Here is a 17,743-nt window from a genome sequence, read left to right on the forward strand (position 1 = left end):
GCCGGAACCGAAGGCGGGCGCGAAGCGACCAAACTGTGTGGCCTCCGAGAACCGGAGCTGAGCGTACTTTGGGTACGTGAGCGCCGGAAGCGCAGGAAGCCGCCGTTTGCAGGCCGGCTGAATATCAATATACCCTAAAGCGAGGCGTCGGTCAGCGACCTTTCCAGCCCCGACAAGTGGATGCCGCATTCGGTCTTGGCGTGCCCGGCCCAGCGGCCGCTGCGCGCATCGTCGCCCGGTTGCACCGGCTGCGTGCATGGGAAACAGCCGATCGACAGATAGCCATAGGCGACCAGCGGGTTTTCACGCAGCGCATGTGCGCGCATGTAGCCGGCCTGGTCCGATGTCGTCCAGTGCGCCAGCGGATTGATGCGGATGCGCGAGCCGACCGCCTCGAACACCGGGAGTGCTGCCCGGGTCGCCGCCTGGAAGCGCTTGCGGCCGGTGAACCAGGCGCGGAACGGCTCGACGCCGCGCGCCAGCGGCTCGACCTTGCGGACGTCGCAGCAGGCGTCGGTGTCGGTCTCGTTCAGATTGCCGGTCGGGTCGATCCTTGCCAGCGCCGCATCGTCGGGCCTGATCACCCGGATATCGCTCAGCCCGAAATCGGCGGCCAGCGCGTCACGATAGCCGAGCGTCTCCTCGAAATGCTTGCCGGTGTCGAGAAAGATCACCGGCAGCGTCCGGTCGATCTCGGCGATCATGTGCAGCAGCACCGCCGAATCCGCGCCGAAGGACGAGACGGCGGCGATTTCGCCGTGAAAGAACTCCCGGGTCGACCGCTCGATGATCTCCAGCGGCTTCAGATGGCCGTAGAGCGCGTCGAGACCCGCCGCTTGGGCGGCGATGCCGGCCTCGACGTCGACGATACGGTCAAGCGGCCTTGGCTTCGCCAGCATAGAGCGCCTCCTTGAACGGCGCGGGACCGACTCGGCGGTAGGCGTCGATGAATCTTTCGTTTCTGTCCAGCCGAAGCCCGAGATAGGTCTCGACGATCTGCTCGATGGCATCGGTGATCTCTTCCGAACTGAAGCCGCGGCCGATGATCTCGCCGACCGAGGTGTTCTCGTCGGCCGAGCCGCCGAGCGTCACCTGGTAGAGCTCGGCGCCTTTCTTCTCGACCCCGAGGATGCCGATATGGCCGACATGGTGATGGCCGCAGGCATTGATGCAGCCGGAAATCTTCAGCTTCAATTCGCCGATGTCGCGCTGGCGCTCCAGCGAAGCAAAGCGCCGCGAGATTTCCTGCGCCACGGGAATGGAACGCGCCGTTGCCAGCGCGCAATAGTCGAGGCCGGGGCAGGAGATGATGTCGCTGATCAGGTTGGAATTGGCCGTCGCCAGCCCGATATCGACAAGCGCGTCATAGACCGCCTTGAGGTCGGCACGCGCCACATGCGGCAGGATCAGGTTCTGCTCGTGGCTGACGCGCAGCTCGTCGAATGAATATTTTTCGGCAATGTCGGCGACCGCTTCCATCTGGCTGTCGGAGGCATCGCCCGGCGTCTCGCCGATGCCCTTGAGCGAGATGGTCACCGCCGCGTAGTCGGGATGGCGATGGGTGACCACATTCTGATCCAGCCATTCGGAAAAGCTCTTGGAGTCGAGACGGGCAAGCTTGACCGCCTCGTCGCCTTCCGGCCGGTCGACAAGTGGAGGCGGCGCGAAATAGGCATCGATGGCGCGGATGTCTTCTTCCGGCAGCCTCAGCTCGGCGTCCTTCAACTCCTGCCATTCGGCCTCGACCTGGCGGGTGATCTCCTCGACGCCGGTCTCATGGACCAGGATCTTGATGCGCGCCTTGAACTTGTTGTCGCGCCGGCCGTAGAGGTTGTAAACGCGAAGGATCGCCGTGCAGTAGGACAACAGATCCGCTTCGGGCAGGAAATCGCGGATCTTCTTGGCGACCATCGGCGTGCGGCCTTGGCCGCCGCCGACATAGACGGCGAAACCGAGCTCGCCGGCGGCGTTCTTCTTCAGGTGCAGGCCGATGTCGTGCGTCTGGATGGCGGCGCGGTCGCGCTCGGCGCCGGTCACCGCGATCTTGAATTTTCGCGGCAGGAACGAGAACTCCGGATGCACCGAGGACCATTGCCGCAGGATTTCGGCATAGGGGCGCGGATCGGCAACCTCGTCGGCGGCTGCGCCGGCGAAGTGGTCGGCGGTGACGTTGCGAATGCAATTGCCGCTGGTCTGGATGGCGTGCATCTCGACGCTTGCCAGATCCGCCAGGATCGCCGGGATGTCCGACAGCGCCGGCCAGTTGAACTGGATGTTCTGGCGCGTCGTGAAATGGCCGTAACCCTTGTCGTATTTGCGGGCGATGTGGCCAAGCATGCGCAGCTGCTTGCTGTTCAGCGTGCCGTAGGGCACCGCGATGCGCAGCATATAGGCATGCAGTTGCAGATAGACGCCGTTCATCAGCCGCAGCGGCCGGAACTGGTCCTCGGTGATCTCGCCGGCAAGGCGCCGCGCGACCTGGTCGCTGAACTCGGCGACGCGGGCCTTGACGAAATCGTGGTCGAACTCATCGTAACGGTACATATTCAGGTCTTTCCGGGCGCGTCCGCCCGTTATTTTCTTCGTTCGAGCATGATCGGGATCATGCTTGTGTCATCTATGCCGCGCGTGCAGCTTGCGGACGGGCCTGCTTGCCCAGGTCGTTGCGGGTGGTCGGGCCGGCGGCACGGATCTTTTCACGCAGCCGGACCGCTTCGACCGTGCCGTTGGCCACGGTCACGTCTATCAGGTTGACGTCGACCACTTCGTTGTTGGCGGAGGCCTTGGCGCCGATTGCCTCCAGCCGGTCCTCGGCCGCCTTGTCATGGGCGATGTCGGCATGGTCGATGATCTCGGCCCAGCCGCCATTGGCGTACCAGACGGCTATGCCGTCGGCGAGGCGGTTCGCGGTCAGGACTTTCATTGGCTCACTCCTTGCGCGGCAGCACTCGCCACGCTTTCCTGCCTGTGTGCCGCCAGCGGCTCGGACCGTTCGAAATTGGCCCCGGCGACCGCGTCGCCGATGATGGTCATCACCGGGCCGCTGAGGTCGGCGCGCGCCTCCAGCGACGGCAGGTCGGCGAGCGTGCCGTGGAAACGGCGGCGGTTGGCAAGGCTGGCATTCTCGACCACGGCGACGGCCGTATCCGGCGACAGGCCGGCTTCGATCAGCCGGCCGGCGACCTCGGCGGCGACCGAGCGGCCCATATAGACGGCGACCGTCGCGCCGGAAATGGCGAGCTTTGCCCAGTCGGGCAGCGAATTTCCCTTGAGATCATGGCCGGTGGTGAACACCATCGACGACGACACGCCGCGCAGCGTCAGCGGCAGTTCGAAATCGGCGGCGGCGGCGAAGGCCGCGGTGACGCCCGGAACCACTTCGTAGGCGACGCCGGCATCGCGAAGTGCCGCCATCTCCTCGCCGGCCCGGCCGAACACCAGCGGGTCGCCGGACTTCAGCCGCACGACACGCTTGCCGGCGTGGCCAAGCTCGACCAGCAGCGCATTGATCTCGGCCTGGCTCTTGGAATGGCAGCCCTTGCGCTTGCCGACCGGCAGGCGCTCGGCATCGCGACGGCCCATTGCGACGATCGCCTCCGGCACCAGCGCGTCATGGACGATCACGTCGGCTTCCATCAGCAGGCGATGGGCGCGCAGCGTCAAAAGGTCCTCGGCGCCTGGACCGGCGCCTACAAGCGCGATATGGCCCGATGCCGGTTCTGTCGAAAGCAGCAGGCCGACGGCCGCATCATGCGCCTGCGAAAGCTCGCCTGCCTCGACAGCGCGGGCCGGCGCGCCGCCAAAGAAATCGCTCCAGAAGCGGCGGCGGGCATTGCCCTTCGGCAGCAGTCTTTCGGCGGTGTCGCGAAACGATGCGGCGAGCGCCGCGAGCGGCCCGAGCGAGGGCGCCAGCATGCGGTCGATGCGGCTGCGCAGCATCTGCGCCAGCACCGGGCCGGCACCTTCCGTGCCGATGGCAATGGCGACCGGCGCGCGGTTGACCAGTGCCGGCGTGAAGAAATCGCATAGCTCCGGCCGGTCGACGGCATTGACCGGAATGCCCAGCCGGCGCGCATCCCCGGCAACGCGGCGATCGAGCGCCTCGTCGCCGCTGGCGGCAAACACCATCACCGCACCATTGAGATGTGCTGCATCATAGGCGTCGGCGATGTGGGCGGCCCCCGTCTCGGCGATAAAGGCCAGCAGCTCCGGGCTTGTTTCATCGCTGACGATGCGCAGCACAGCACTCGACTGCGCGAGCAGCCGCGCCTTGGCCAGCGCTTCCTCTGCACCGCCGACGATGGCTATGGCTTCGCCCTCGACCCGCATGAAGACGGGAAAGGCATTGAGCTTGGGCGTGGCTTGCGGCATGACGAGCGGAATCCTGGAACCGTTTGTCAGTTCTACGCGGGGGCGCGAAAAACCAGAAGGCACCCACTCGCGCATCGCTTCGTAGCAGGCAATCTCTTTTCTGCAAGCATGAAGGCCAAGAGAAAAATATTCCAAATTCAAATGCGGGGCAGATTGAAGCTGCTGTTGCAGCCCTTGATCCGCTGCCTTTTTAGCGGCCGGAGGAGCTAACCACAAAACAGATTTTTCTAAATTCTATCAATTTAGTAGATTAAGCCGCCGGATCCTGACCAAGCGATCGACGGCAGCCCCGCACTCTCGCCGACCCCTGTCGGAGCACCGGGTCCGAGTGCCGGACCATTCCCGCCTCGGCACGCGTTTGCTCTATGGACCCAGGCCCGGTCACACCCCTGCGGCAAAGGCCCGGCGATGGGCTCGAAAAATCAAAAAAGGAGCGCCCCATGAGCAACGTCAGACTGAAACGCGGACTATGGATCGTGGTGGCAGATGGCGAAAAGGCGCTGTTCCTCGAGAACCGTGGAGACGTCCAATATCCCGACCTTCAGGTCGTGCACGAGATGGAGCAGGAAAATCCGGCAACCCGAGAACAAGGCACGGACCGCCCCGGCCGCTACAGCGACGGCCCTTCCGTCCACCGCAGTGCGGTCGAGGACACCGACTGGCACCGTCTCGGCAAGGAGCGTTTTGCCGAAGAGATTGCCGACAGGCTCTACAAGCTCGCGCATCGCGGCAGCTTCAAGGAGATCGTGCTGATCGCGCCGCCGCCGGTGCTGGGCGACATGCGCAGGAAGCTGCACAAGGAGGTCACCGACAAGATAACGGCCGAAATTCCAAAGACGCTGACCAACCACAGCATACCCGATATCGAGAGCCTGCTGCAGGCGACCTGATCGGGCATCGGCGGCGTGTAATTTCCTTACTAATCCTAGGCTGGGGCAGGTCCCAGGCTGGGGCAGGCGAGGACAACCGCATCAGGTTTGCGCTCCCCTCACCCTTACCCATTCCTGGGCGAGCCGCTTGTCTCGCCCGCCCTCCGGACCCCGTGAAGGACGGGGAGAGGGGGTCGCCAGCGTTCAAAGCTGATCTGGCGCCGACGGAAAACATCCGAAGTTAATTAGCAGGATCACGGCGACAAAACGTCGGTCGGGATGCGCCAGCATCGTCATTGACCGTCGAGCATCACGGCCATGCAGATGGTGTCAAAATAGCGACCATCAATGCAAACGCCACGCCTGAGGACACCCTCCGTAACAAAACCAGTTTTTTCATACAGCGTTATGGCCCGGCTATTATCGGCGTGCACCGAGAGTTCAACGCGAACGAAGTTTTCTTGCCGAGCCTTTTCCAAGGCGGCGGTGATAAGGCGACGGCCCAATCCTTGTCCACGATAATCGGGTATGATTCCCATCGCTAAACTTCCGCGATGAGCGTGGGATGGAAAGAAATGGCGGGTGATGTCGCACCATCCCACAACACGGTCTCCTTCCGTCGCTACGATATGCGGGTTTCGCTGCTTAATCATGTTCAAAACGAAATCGCGTGTCTCAGGAAGCGGGAACGCTTCCAGCATGGTCAGGTATTTTCTCTCCCGCGCGACCACGTCGAGAGCCGCATGGAAACTCTCAATGTGCTCTGCGGCTGTATTGGCGATTTTAACCATACTTCCTCCAAGGCTCTCCGGGTTCCCGAGGTCTTTGTCGAAGATTGTCTCATCCGCAAGCGCCCGGCTTCAAAAACGTCTGTGGCGCAGTAGGAGGCTGCCACGATCTGACAGGACACGGATTGGCGAATCGCGCCTGATGCGTCGCACCCATCTTCCATCCGAGGTCCGCTTCGGTCTGCTAAACGGATGAATCCCAGTTCTATAAATGCACAATTAGCAGCATCTGCCTGTGCGAACGGGATAAGCCCTTTTCCGTATCAATCGCCTGCCTGGAGCACGCGCGCCGTAGCGGCAAATCTTGCCGGCTCAACGCCTTTTTGCCGCCTTGCCATCGATTTCATGGGGATTGCGGGTTGTCTCGCGACTGTCCCAGCCTCCATACTGCCAAGGCGGCGGCCATTGGACGGCGCATATCCGACATCGCGATTCCTGAAGGCGCTCCATAGACAATGCCGCATGACACGCCCCTTATCGCCACCATCGTCGCCGGTCTGGGGCTGGCTTTCGTCTTCGGCGCACTTGCCAACCGTTTTCGCGTGCCGCCGCTGGTAGGCTACCTCGTCGCCGGCGTTCTGGTTGGACCGAACACGCCGGGTTTCGTCGCCGATGCCGGCCTCGCCAATGAACTTGCCGAGATCGGCGTCATCCTGCTGATGTTCGGCGTCGGCCTGCATTTCTCGCTGAAGGACCTGTTGTCGGTCCGCGCCATCGCCGTGCCCGGCGCCATTGTGCAGATCGGCTTCGCGACAGCCCTCGGCGCCGGCCTTGCCTGGATGCTCGGCTGGTCGATGGGCGCGGGACTGGTCTTTGGCCTGGCGCTTTCCGTGGCCTCGACCGTGGTGCTGTTGCGCGCCCTGCAGGAGCGGCGGCTGATCGAGACCGAGCGCGGCCGCATCGCCGTCGGCTGGCTGATCGTCGAGGATCTGGCGATGGTGCTGGCGCTGGTGCTTTTGCCGGCATTGGCCGGCGTGCTCGGCGGCCAAGAGCAGGTGGAGGTGCACTCCAGCGGTCTGCTGTCGCTGCCGGCGAGCTACGGCGTCTGGGGCGTCGTCGCCGTCACACTGGCCAAGGTCGCGGCCTTTGTCTTGGTCATGCTGGTGGTCGGCCGCCGGCTTATCCCCTGGGTCCTGCACTACGTCGCCCATACCGGATCGCGCGAACTGTTCCGGTTGGCGGTGCTTGCGATTGCGCTTGGCGTCGCCTTCGGCGCGGCCAAGCTGTTCGGCGTGTCACTGGCTCTTGGCGCTTTCTTCGCCGGCATGATCATGAGCGAATCCGAGCTCAGCCACCGGGCGGCTGAGGAATCGCTGCCGCTGCGCGACGCCTTTTCCGTGCTGTTCTTCGTTTCGGTCGGCATGCTGTTCGACCCGTTCAGCGTGATCAGCAATGGCTGGCCGATCCTGGCGACGCTGGCCATCATCGTTGTCGGCAAGTCGCTGGCAGCCTTTGTTATCGTCGTCGTCTTCCGCTATCCGGTCGCAACCGCATTGATGATTTCGGCAAGCCTAGCCCAGATCGGCGAATTCTCGTTCATCCTGGCTGAACTCGGCGTCGGGCTGAAACTGCTGCCCGAACAAGGCCGCGACCTCATCCTCGCCGGCGCCATCCTGTCGATCGTCCTCAATCCGCTGATGTTTCTTGCCGTCGACCGGATGAAACCCTGGCTGGAAGCACGCGCCGGCAGGACGGCGCCGTCCGGCGAAGCAAGGCCGATCGGCCCGGCGACCGAGCCCGGCCAGGTGGCTTCGGTCGCGGCGCCTGCTAACGAGGATGGCCCACCGCCCAGGACGAGGCTGACCGGCCACACCATCCTGATCGGCTACGGCCGCGTCGGCAGCCTTGTCGGTACATCGCTGAAGCAGGCCGCCCTGCCCTTCCTCGTCATCGAGGATGCCGACAAGACGTTGGCGAAACTCAAGGCCGAAGGCGTCGAAACCGTACCCGGCAACGCGGCGAGTGGCGACGTGTTCGCCGCATCCAATCCCGCGGGCGCGAAGCGGCTGATCCTGGCCATTCCCAACGCCTTCGAGGCCGGGCAGGTCGTGCTGCGCGCCCGCGCCGCCAATCCGGCAATCGAAATCATCGCCCGCGCCCATTCCGATGCCGAGGTCGAGCACCTCAAAAACCTTGGTGCCGACACCGTCATCATGGGCGAACGCGAGATCGCCCGCGGAATCGTCGAGGTGGTGACGGCAGCACCGAAAGCGCCCACGGCAGCCTAAGCCTGCGCTGCCCCGCCAGCGTTGCGGTCAAGCCCCTTCTCCCCGTTCTTCACGGGAGAAGGTCCCGGCAGGGGGATGAGGGGCAGCGTCAACGATTGATCAAAACCAACAGCTCAAACGTGCTGGCCGCCATTGATGTGGATTTCCGAGCCGGTCACGTAGGACGCCTGCTGCGAGCACAGGAAGAAGATGATGTCGGCAACTTCCGCCGTGGTGCCCAGCCTTCTCAGCGGAATGGTCTCGACGATTTTTTCCGTGCCCGGCGACAGGATCGCGGTGTCGATCTCGCCCGGCGCAATGGCGTTGACGCGAATGCCGTGCGGGCCGAAATCATGCGCCATCTCGCGGGTCAGCGAGCCGAGTGCCGCCTTCGACGTCGCATAGGCGGTGCCGGCGAAAGGATGCACGCGGGTGCCGGCAATCGAGGTGACGTTGACGATGGAGCCCTTGGCCGATGCCAGCTCCTTGAACAATCCCCGTGCCAGCATGATCGGGGCAAAGAAATTCACCTGGAAGACGTCGCGCCAGACATGCATCGGCGTGTCGATCGAGTTCATGCGGCTGTTGCCGTCCTTGAGCTTCGGCGAGATGCCGGCATTGTTGACCAGCGCATGCAGCTGCCCGCCATGCGCCTCGAGCCGGTGGCGGATCTCGGAGATGGCGATGCCGACATCCTCCTGGTCGGCGAGGTCGACCTTGATATGGTCTTCCGGGCCGGCCGGCCACGGGCAGTCCTCGGCAAAGGCCTGGCGCGAGCAGGTGATGACGCGCCAGCCTTCGCGTGAAAAGCGCTTGACCGTGGCGTGGCCGATGCCACGGCTGGCGCCGGTCAGCACAATGGTCTTTCTGGTGTCGGTCTCTGCCATTCGCGGTCTCCAAACGGGAGATGTAGCGGAACGCGGCAGCGGTGGCGAGGGGGCCTGTTGTTCAGCCGCCTGTCAGGATGTCCAGGATCGACGTCTGCCGCTTCTTGACCGGGCCGCCGACATTGCCGGGCGGCACCGGGTGCTTGATCGATCCGGTGGCGCTGTCGACCCCCGGCATGGCCAGGCCGCCGGCATCGACCGTCTCGGCGGGACGCACGGGACGCGAAGCCGGCTGGGTAGCTGCCACAGGCGGCGCCGATTGGCCGACGGAAGCGACCGGCGCCGGCGGCGGCGTGTCGGACGGTATGTCGTCCGGCACGATGGTGTCGGGCGGCGTCGACTTCCAGGTTCCGGGCAGCGGTCGCACCGGCACGCCCTCATGCGCGGCGACCATGAACTCGTGCCAGGCCTGCGCCGGCAGCGCGCCGCCGGTGACCTTCTTCATCGCGCTGCCGTCATCATTGCCGAACCAGACGCCGGTGGTCAGATTGGCGGTATAGCCGATGAACCAGGCATCGCGCGAGTTCTGGCTGGTGCCGGTCTTGCCGGCCGCCGGCCAGGCGAACGCCGCCTTCCTGGCCGTGCCGATCTCGACCGTGCCGGTCATCATCGAGTTCATCATGCCGACGACATCGGGCTTGACGACCCGCGGCGCACCGCCGCCATTGTTCTCGTAGAGCACCTTGCCGTCGCTCGTCGTGACGCGGCGGATGAAATGGATGTCCGGCTTGTAACCGCCATTGGCGAAAGGAACATAGGCCGAGGTCAGTTCCAGCGGCGTCACTTCCGAGGTGCCCAGCGCAATCGAAGTGTTGGCCGTCAGGTCGGACTGGATGCCCATGCGGTGCGCCGCCTCGACCACCGCATTCGGCCCGACTTCCATGGTCAGCTGCGCGGCAACCGAATTCAGCGATTTTGCCAGCGCCGTCGCCAGCGTCACCTTGCCGAAATATTTGCCGCCGTAATTGTCGGGCGTCCAGTTGCCGATCCTGATCGGCGCGTCGTTGCGCACGCTGTCGGGCGTGCGGCCGGATTCCAGCGCCGCCATGTAGACGAACGGCTTGAACGCCGACCCCGGCTGGCGGCGCGCCTCCGAGGCGCGGTCGAACTGGCTGGTCGAATAGTCGTAACCGCCGACCATCGCGCGCACCGCGCCGGAATTGTCGATCGACACCAGCGCGCCCTGGCTGACATTGAGCTTCTTGCCGCTCTGGTCGATCAGCCGGCGGATCGATTGCTCGGCGAGTTTCTGCAGCGTCAGGTCGACAGTCGTGTCGACGACGATATCGCGGCGCACGTCGCCGATCAGGTCGGGCAGTTCTTCCATGATCGTATCGGCGACGTAGTTTTCCGAGCCGGTCCAGTAGGACGGCGCGCGTGTCGCCGGCGCGCTCATCGCCGTGGTCTGCTCCTTGGCGCTGATCTTGCCCTCGTCGCGCATCGCGGCGAGCACCAGCTGCGAGCGCTGCTCGGCCGCCTTCGGGTCGCGCGCCGGCGACAGCCGCGACGGCGCCTTGAGCAGGCCGGCGAGAAGGGCGGCCTCCGACAGCGTGACGTCACGCGCGCTCTTGCCGAAATAGCGGCGCGAGGCCGCTTCGACACCATAGGCGCCAGAGCCGAAATAAACCCGGTTGAGGTACATTTCGAGGATCTGGTCCTTCGTATGCTTGTGCTCCAGCCACAGCGCCAAGAGCACTTCCTGCACCTTGCGTTCCAGCGTGCGGTCCGGCGTCAGGAACAGGTTCTTGGCCAGCTGCTGGGTCAGCGTCGAGCCGCCCTGCGAAAAATGCCCGCCCAGCACGTTGGTCACCATGGCCCGGGAAAGGCCGATCGGGTCGATGCCGAAATGCGAATAGAAGCGGCGGTCTTCGATGGCGATGACGGCCTCGGGAATATAGGGCGACATTTCGTGCAGGCCGACGGCCTCGCCGCCGCTCATGCCGCGATTGCCAAGCAGTTGGCCGTCGACCGAGACGATCTTGATGTTGGGGGCGCGGTCGGGAATGGCCCAGGTGGTGGCCGCCGGCATTTTCGCGCCGTAATAGACGACGATGCCGGCAGTGGCGATGCCGCCCCAGATGGCCAGCACGAAGCACCAGTAGAACAGCCGGGCAAGCACGCCGAACACGCCGCGCCGGCTTTTGCCGCGCCCGCCGCGCGGCGGCTTGGCCCTGGACGATTTGCGCTTTGCAGCGGCTTTTCGGTTGCTCGGCACGACGCGGTCCTCCTCGCTTACCGAAAAACCGGCCGAGGATCTCGCCCCCGGCGATGCCTCGAAGCTGGGCTCGATGCGGCTGTCTTTCCGGTTCGCCATGCGCTGTGCTGTCTTCCCCATGCCTATGGCGTTGGGGTTGAAGACTAGATGCGGCGGTTTAAAGGCGGGTTAAGTCGGGAAAAATCGAAATAAACTGTATTCAGTCGCTTGCCGAACGGCTGCGGCCCGCGACAGCGCCAAAGCCGGAAATGAAAAACCCGCCTCGGCGGGCGGGTCGTTGGAGCCAATGAGCACCATAGCGAAATTAGTAGCATAGCTGCCGGCACAAAGCAAGAACAAAATGCGCGTTGCCTCAGAATAATCACTTCAGTTCGGCGGTTGCGACAACCCTCAGTCGTCGGCATCCGCATCGTCGGAGGCCGGCCGCCAGCTGATCGGCTCGATCTTCCTTTGCGTATGGCCGTCCGTATAGGCCCACCAGCCAGCGTCGCTTTCGTCCCAGTCGCCGCCTGCCGCCTTCAGCCGGTCGAGCGAACGGTATTGCGCGATGCTCTCGTTCATCACGCCGTCGCTGTCCTGCCAGTAGACGGTGACCTTGGAGCCGTCCTTCGGTGCCGTTTCGATTGATTTTCGGGCAGCCATTTTCATTTCTCCCGGTGAAGCGAACGGAACGCCGGGACAAGCGTCTGGTTCCTGGCCGATGGCCTTTAGGAGAATTCGCTCCGGCGAGACATATGGCGTGGTTTTCGAGAACCGGAGCGCAGCGGACATTTGGGTCCGTGAGCACCGGAAGCGGAGAAAACTGCGCCAGATGGCCGCCGGAGTAGAATTATCATGAAGGCCATTAGCTGTGGGCGAAGATATCCTCCTCATCCCAGCCCATCAGGTCGAGTTTCGCACGCGTCGGCAGGAAGCGGAAGCAGGCATCGGCCTCCCTGGTCCGGTTGTCGCGCGCCAGACGCGCGCTCAGTACGTCGCGCAGCCGGTGCAAATAGAGCACGTCGGAGGCGGCATATTCGAGTTGCTCGGGCGACAGCGTCTCGGCGGCCCAGTCCGATGATTGCTGCGCCTTCGACAGGCCGATCCCGAGAAGCTCGAAGCAGATGTCCTTCAGCCCGTGCCGGTCGGTGTAGGTGCGCGTCAGCCGCGACGCGATCTTGGTGCAGAACACCGGCTCCGGCATGACGCCGAAGGCATTGTAGAGAACGGCGAGATCGAAGCGGCCGTAATGGAACAGCTTGGTGATGCTGCGGTTCTTGAGCAGGCTGACGAGGTTCGGCGCCTTCTTCTGGCCGGGCGCGATCTGGATGACGTCGGCCGAGCCGTCGCCCGGCGAGATCTGCACGACGCAGAGCCGGTCGCGATGCGGGTTCAGCCCCAGCGTCTCGGTGTCGATGGCGACCGCCCCGACATCGTAATGCAGCAGGCCGGGCAGATCGTTTTTGTGGAAACGTATGTCGCTCATCGTCTTCTCCGGTCGCGGCCCCGTGCAGCGATGCGCGACGGACCGTGCCCGTCCTTGCCGCGATCCGGCGAAAAATCAACAAAAACTTGAGTCTGGCGCAATTTCAGCGTGTCAGCGCCTCGAGAATGCGCGCCCAGGAGCGCTGGCCCTTGTGGAAGGAGCTCATCTCGTACTTCTCGTTCGGCGAGTGGATGCGGTCGTCGTCGAGGCCGAAACCGACCAGCAGCGATTCCATGCCGAGATAGGTCTGGAAATCGCCGACCACCGGGATCGAGCCGCCGCTGCCGGTCACCACCGCCGGCTTCGGCCATTCGTCGGACAGCGCCTGCTTGGCCTTGGCGAGGAAGGGCGAGTCGTAGGAAAGCTGGATCGCCGGCGAGCCGCCATGCGGGTGGAATTCGACCGAGCAGTCGGCCGGAACCCGCTGCCTGACGAATGCCTGGAAGACGGCGCGGATTTTTTCCGGATCCTGTTTATGGACCAGGCGAAAGGAGACTTTTGCCGAGGCTTGCGCGGCGATCACCGTCTTGAAGCCCTTGCCGGTATAGCCGCCGATAATGCCGTTGAACTCGGCCGTCGGTCGCGCCCAGGTCAGTTCGAGCACCGAGCGGCCCTTTTCGCCGGACGGAATCGACAGGCCGATCGGGCCGAGGAAGGTCTCGGCCGTCTCACCGAGCGACAGCCACGACTGCAATATCTGCGACGGCGTTTCCTCGACGCCGTCATAAAAACCCGGGATGGTGACGTGGCCATCCGCATCGTGGATGTCGGCCAGGATCTTTGCCAGGATGCGGATCGGATTGGCGGCCGCACCGCCATAGAGCCCGGAATGCAGGTCGCGGTCGGCGGCAGTCACCGTGATCTCCTCGCCGACCAGCCCGCGCAGCGAGACGCAGATCGACGGCGTATCGCGGTCCCACATGCCAGTGTCGCAGACCAGCGCGAAATCGGCCTTGAGCTCATCCGCATTCGCCTCGAGAAACGGCTTCAGCGACGGCGATCCGGACTCCTCCTCGCCCTCGAACAGGATCGTGATGCGGCACGGCAATCCGCCATGCACCTGCTTCCACGCGCGGCAGGCCTCGACGAAGGTCATCAGCTGGCCCTTGTCGTCGGCCGCGCCGCGGCCGGTGATCACCTTGTGGCCGGGCTCGATCTCCTTGACCGCTGGCGCGAACGGGTCGCTTTCCCACAGCTCGATCGGATCGACCGGCTGCACGTCGTAATGGCCGTAAAACAGCAGATGCGGCGCGCCCGCCGGCCCGTCGTGATGCGCGACCACCATCGGATGCCCCGGCGTGTCGCGCACGCTGGCGTCGAAGCCGATCAGCTTGAGCTCGGCGACCAGCCATTCGGCGGCCTTGCGACAGTCGGCGGCGTAGTCCGGATCGGTGGAGATCGACTTTATGGCGAGCAGGCCGAACAGGCGTTCCAGGCTCTGGTCGAAGTTCTTGTCGAGGCGGTCGAGAACAGGGGAAACTGCGGACATCTGGCGGGCCTTTCGATTCTGGCGGCGAATCTAGAGCCCATGTTGCGAAACGGAAAGCCCGCGACCGTTGGGCCACAGCTTCCTGTCCAAAGGCAAAAAAATGCCGCCGTGGTGGAGGGAACCACGGCGGCCTTTACTCGAAACGATGCGGCAGCCCGGAGAGGGGGGATAGGCTGCCGCAAGTGTCCGGGATAGGCGGGGGACGGGCCTTGCTCCGGACTTCGGCGAAAACTGCCGATGGCGTTTATCTGTGTCTGCGAACGTGGCGATTCAAGGGCACAAAAATTACACTTTTGTAACATAGGCGTGAGCGAACAAAGCTCCCGCCAGGCCGCATGGCAGGCCAGGCTCGCACGCCATTTGTCAGGGTGTTGCCGGAACCCTTGGCAGAAGCCGCCTTTGGCATGGACCGCGGCGCTGCGCCGCGCTATTCCCTCGTACCATGAAAAAAGGCGATCATCTCTTCCTTGTCGACGGCTCCGGCTACATCTTCCGTGCCTATCACGCGCTGCCGCCGCTGTCCCGCAAGTCCGACGGGCTGCCGACCAGTGCCGTGCTCGGCTTCTGCAACATGGTCTGGAAGCTGACGCAGGACGCCCGCAACACCGATGTCGGCATCGTGCCGACGCATTTCGCCGTGATTTTCGACTATTCGTCGAAGACCTTCCGCAATGACCTCTACCCCGAATACAAGGCCAACCGCTCGGCGCCGCCGGAAGATTTGATCCCGCAATTCGGCCTGATCCGCCAGGCGACCAGGGCCTTCAACCTGCCATGCCTTGAGACGGAAGGCTACGAGGCCGACGATTTGATCGCCACCTATTGCCGGCTTGCCTGCGAAGCCGGCGCCGACACCACCATCATCTCTTCCGACAAGGACCTGATGCAGTTGGTCGGCCCAACGGTTGCCATGTACGACCCGATGAAGGACCGCCAGATCGGCGTTCCCGAGGTGATCGAGAAATGGGGCGTGCCGCCACAGAAGATGATCGACCTGCAGGCGCTGACCGGCGATTCGGTCGACAATGTGCCGGGCGTGCCCGGCATCGGGCCGAAGACGGCGGCGCAATTGCTCGAACAGTTCGGCGACCTCGACACGCTGCTCGCCCGCGCCGGCGAGATCAAGCAGGACAAGCGGCGCGAATCGATCATCGCCAATGCCGACAAGGCGCGCATTTCGCGTGACCTGGTGAGGCTGAAGAACGACGTGCCGGTGACCGAAGGGCTTGACGAATTCGTGTTGCATGCGCCGGACGGCCCCAGGCTGATCGGCTTCCTCAAGACCATGGAATTCTCGACGCTGACGCGCCGCGTGGCCGAAGCGACCGGAACCGACGCCGGCGACGTTCCAGCCACCCCCGTCACCATAGAGCGTGCCGATACCGCGCATGGCCCCGATATGGGTTTTGGCGTGCCCGCGGCCGCCGAGAGCGCACCGCCGTCGGACGAAGCGGCACTCGAAGCTCCGGCCGCAGCCAAGCAAGGCGACACCCCATCCCTGCTTTCGGCGCTTCGCCTGGAGGCTGCCACCGCCCGCAAGATCGACACCGGCGCCTACACCTGCATCCGCGACGCCGCGACGCTGAAGGCCTGGATCGCCGAGGCGATGGAGAGAGGCATCGTCGCCTTCGACGTTAAGACGTCCTCGCCCGATCCGATGCGGGCCGAACTGATCGGCCTTGCCATGGCCGTCGCGCCCGGCCACGCCGCCTACGTGCCGCTTGCCCATAAAAACGGCAATGGCGACCTGCTCGGCGGCGGCGCGGTCGAAAACCAGATCCCGATCCGCGACGCGCTGGCGTTGCTCAAGCCGCTGCTCGAGGACAAATCCGTCCTCAAGATCGTGCACGACATGAAATACCGCCTTGTCGTCATGAGCCGTCACGGCATCGAGATCGGCCCCTATGACGACACCATGCTGATCTCCTACGTGCTCGAGGCCGGCACCCATGGTGGCCACGGCCTGGAGGCGCTGGCCGATAAATGGCTCGGCCACGCGACCATTCCGCTGAAGGAACTGGCCGGTTCGGGAAGAAGCTTCGTCGGCCTCGATCAGGCCGACCTCGGCAAGGCGACGGCTTACGGGGCCGAGCACGCCGACGTCGCGCTCAGGCTCTGGCAGGTGCTGAAGCCACGGCTTGCCGCCAAGGGCCTGGTCTCGGTCTATGAACGGCTTGAACGGCCGTTGGTGCCGGTCCTGGCACGGATGGAGCAGCGCGGCATCTCCGTCGACCGGCAGATCCTGTCGCGGCTCTCCGGCGAACTGGCACAGGGTGCCGCACGGCTCGAGGACGAGATCTACCAGCTGGTCGGCGAACGCATCAACATCGGCTCGCCAAAACAGCTCGGCGACATCCTGTTCGGCAGGATGGGTCTGCCCGGCGGTTCAAAAACCAAGACCGGCCAGTGGTCGACCTCGGCGCAGCTTCTCGAAGACCTCGCCGCCGAAGGCCACGAATTGCCGCGCAAGATCGTCGACTGGCGCCAGCTGACCAAGCTGAAATCGACCTATACCGATGCGCTGCCCGGCTTCATCCATCCCGACACCAAGCGCGTCCACACCTCCTACGCGCTTGCCGCGACGACGACCGGGCGGCTGTCGTCCTCGGATCCCAATCTGCAGAACATTCCGGTGCGCACCGTCGAGGGTCGAAAGATCAGGACGGCCTTCATCGCCGACAAGGGCAACAAGCTGGTTTCCGCCGACTACAGCCAGATCGAATTGCGCGTGCTCGCCCACGTCGCCGAAATCCCGCAGCTCAAGCAGGCCTTCGCCGATGGCGCCGACATCCACGCCATCACCGCGTCTGAAATGTTCAACGTGCCGGTCGAGGGCATGCCTTCGGAAGTGCGCCGCCGTGCCAAGGCGATCAATTTCGGCATCATCTACGGCATTTCGGCCTTTGGCCTCGCCAACCAGCTGTCGATCGCGCGCGAGGAAGCCGGCGACTACATCAAGAAATATTTCGAGCGCTTCCCCGGCATCCGCGACTATATCGATGCGACCAAGGCCTATGCCCGCGAGCACGGCTTCGTCGAGACCATCTTCGGCCGCCGCATCCACTATCCGGAGATACGGTCGTCGAACCCTTCGGTCCGTGCCTTCAACGAGCGCGCCTCGATCAACGCCCGCCTGCAGGGCACCGCCGCCGACATCATCCGTCGCGCCATGATCCGTATGGACGAGGCGCTGGAAAAAGCCAGGCTTTCCGCCCGCATGCTGCTGCAGGTGCATGACGAGCTGGTTTTCGAGACGGTCGAAGCCGAGGTCGAGGCGACGATCCCGGTCGTCTGCCACGTCATGGAGAACGCCGCCATGCCGGCGGTATCGATGTCGGTGCCGCTGCACGTCGACGCCCGCGCAGCCAACAACTGGGAAGAGGCGCATTAAGGCGGGCCACAGAGCCATGTTCGGTTCAAGGTTCACGAGCGGCAGCGGTATGCTATAGTGC

Annotated in this window: 13 protein-coding genes; 3 read left to right on the top strand and 10 right to left on the bottom strand. The window is 64.2% G+C overall.

The genetic code is table 11. The features are described 5' to 3' along the window. Positions 1-134: 134 nt before the first annotated feature. From NKH90_RS07105 to cysG, 4 genes are all read right to left on the bottom strand, one after another. Positions 135-899, bottom strand: a complete 765-nt coding sequence (locus NKH90_RS07105; protein ID WP_352448339.1) for a phosphoadenylyl-sulfate reductase — start codon at positions 897-899, stop codon at positions 135-137. Next, positions 874-2,544, bottom strand: a complete 1,671-nt coding sequence (locus NKH90_RS07110; RefSeq protein WP_352469418.1) for a nitrite/sulfite reductase — start codon at positions 2,542-2,544, stop codon at positions 874-876. The genes NKH90_RS07105 and NKH90_RS07110 overlap by 26 nt, the downstream gene beginning before the upstream one ends. Positions 2,545-2,617: 73 nt before the next feature. Beyond that, entirely contained in the window at positions 2,618-2,923 is a 306-nt protein-coding gene (locus tag NKH90_RS07115) for a DUF2849 domain-containing protein (RefSeq protein ID WP_352469417.1), read from the bottom strand. Beyond that, positions 2,920-4,371, bottom strand: coding sequence for a siroheme synthase CysG (cysG, locus tag NKH90_RS07120; protein ID WP_352469416.1), 1,452 nt, complete (start codon positions 4,369-4,371; stop codon positions 2,920-2,922). Before cysG ends, NKH90_RS07115 begins: the two co-directional genes overlap by 4 nt. A gap of 440 nt (positions 4,372-4,811) precedes the next feature. Here cysG and NKH90_RS07125 point away from each other — a divergent pair, with 440 nt between their 5' ends. Continuing rightward, a complete protein-coding gene (locus NKH90_RS07125) occupies positions 4,812-5,261 on the top strand; it encodes a baeRF12 domain-containing protein (RefSeq protein WP_352448343.1) in 450 nt (149 codons plus the stop codon). Positions 5,262-5,533: 272 nt separating this feature from the next. Here NKH90_RS07125 and NKH90_RS07130 read toward each other — a convergent pair whose 3' ends face one another. Next, positions 5,534-6,031 carry a GNAT family N-acetyltransferase gene (locus NKH90_RS07130; protein ID WP_352818324.1) on the bottom strand — a complete coding sequence of 166 codons (498 nt, stop codon included), beginning with the start codon at positions 6,029-6,031 and terminating at the stop codon, positions 5,534-5,536. 452 nt (positions 6,032-6,483) lie between these two features. Between NKH90_RS07130 and NKH90_RS07135 the strand changes: the two genes are divergently transcribed. Then, on the top strand, positions 6,484-8,256 hold the full coding sequence (locus NKH90_RS07135) for a cation:proton antiporter domain-containing protein (protein WP_352818328.1): 1,773 nt from the start codon (positions 6,484-6,486) through the stop codon (positions 8,254-8,256). Positions 8,257-8,369: 113 nt separating this feature from the next. Here the strand turns inward: NKH90_RS07135 and NKH90_RS07140 are convergent, their stop codons facing one another. The 5 genes from NKH90_RS07140 to NKH90_RS07160 all read right to left on the bottom strand — a co-directional run bounded on the left by NKH90_RS07140 (position 8,370) and on the right by NKH90_RS07160 (position 14,291). Continuing rightward, positions 8,370-9,122 (bottom strand): SDR family NAD(P)-dependent oxidoreductase, encoded by a 753-nt coding sequence (locus NKH90_RS07140; protein ID WP_023675240.1) that lies wholly within the window; start codon positions 9,120-9,122, stop codon positions 8,370-8,372. A 61-nt stretch (positions 9,123-9,183) separates the two neighbouring features. Continuing rightward, a complete protein-coding gene (locus tag NKH90_RS07145; RefSeq protein WP_352818331.1) occupies positions 9,184-11,436 on the bottom strand; it encodes a PBP1A family penicillin-binding protein in 2,253 nt (750 codons plus the stop codon). Positions 11,437-11,727: 291 nt separating this feature from the next. Beyond that, entirely contained in the window at positions 11,728-11,979 is a 252-nt protein-coding gene (locus NKH90_RS07150; protein WP_352469413.1) for a hypothetical protein, read from the bottom strand. A 202-nt stretch (positions 11,980-12,181) separates the two neighbouring features. Further along, the gene (locus NKH90_RS07155) at positions 12,182-12,802 is read right to left on the bottom strand and encodes a ribonuclease D (RefSeq protein WP_254816792.1); all 621 of its coding nucleotides are present in this window, start codon (positions 12,800-12,802) and stop codon (positions 12,182-12,184) included. 103 nt (positions 12,803-12,905) lie between these two features. Beyond that, on the bottom strand, positions 12,906-14,291 hold the full coding sequence (locus NKH90_RS07160; protein WP_352818335.1) for a M20/M25/M40 family metallo-hydrolase: 1,386 nt from the start codon (positions 14,289-14,291) through the stop codon (positions 12,906-12,908). Positions 14,292-14,733: 442 nt separating this feature from the next. Here NKH90_RS07160 and polA point away from each other — a divergent pair, with 442 nt between their 5' ends. Beyond that, on the top strand, positions 14,734-17,682 hold the full coding sequence (polA, locus tag NKH90_RS07165) for a DNA polymerase I (protein ID WP_352818338.1): 2,949 nt from the start codon (positions 14,734-14,736) through the stop codon (positions 17,680-17,682). The last annotated feature ends 61 nt before the right edge of the window (positions 17,683-17,743 follow it).

The organism is Mesorhizobium sp. M0898 (genome assembly GCF_040319695.1).
In the GTDB taxonomy this organism is placed as follows: Bacteria; Pseudomonadota; Alphaproteobacteria; order Rhizobiales; family Rhizobiaceae; genus Mesorhizobium.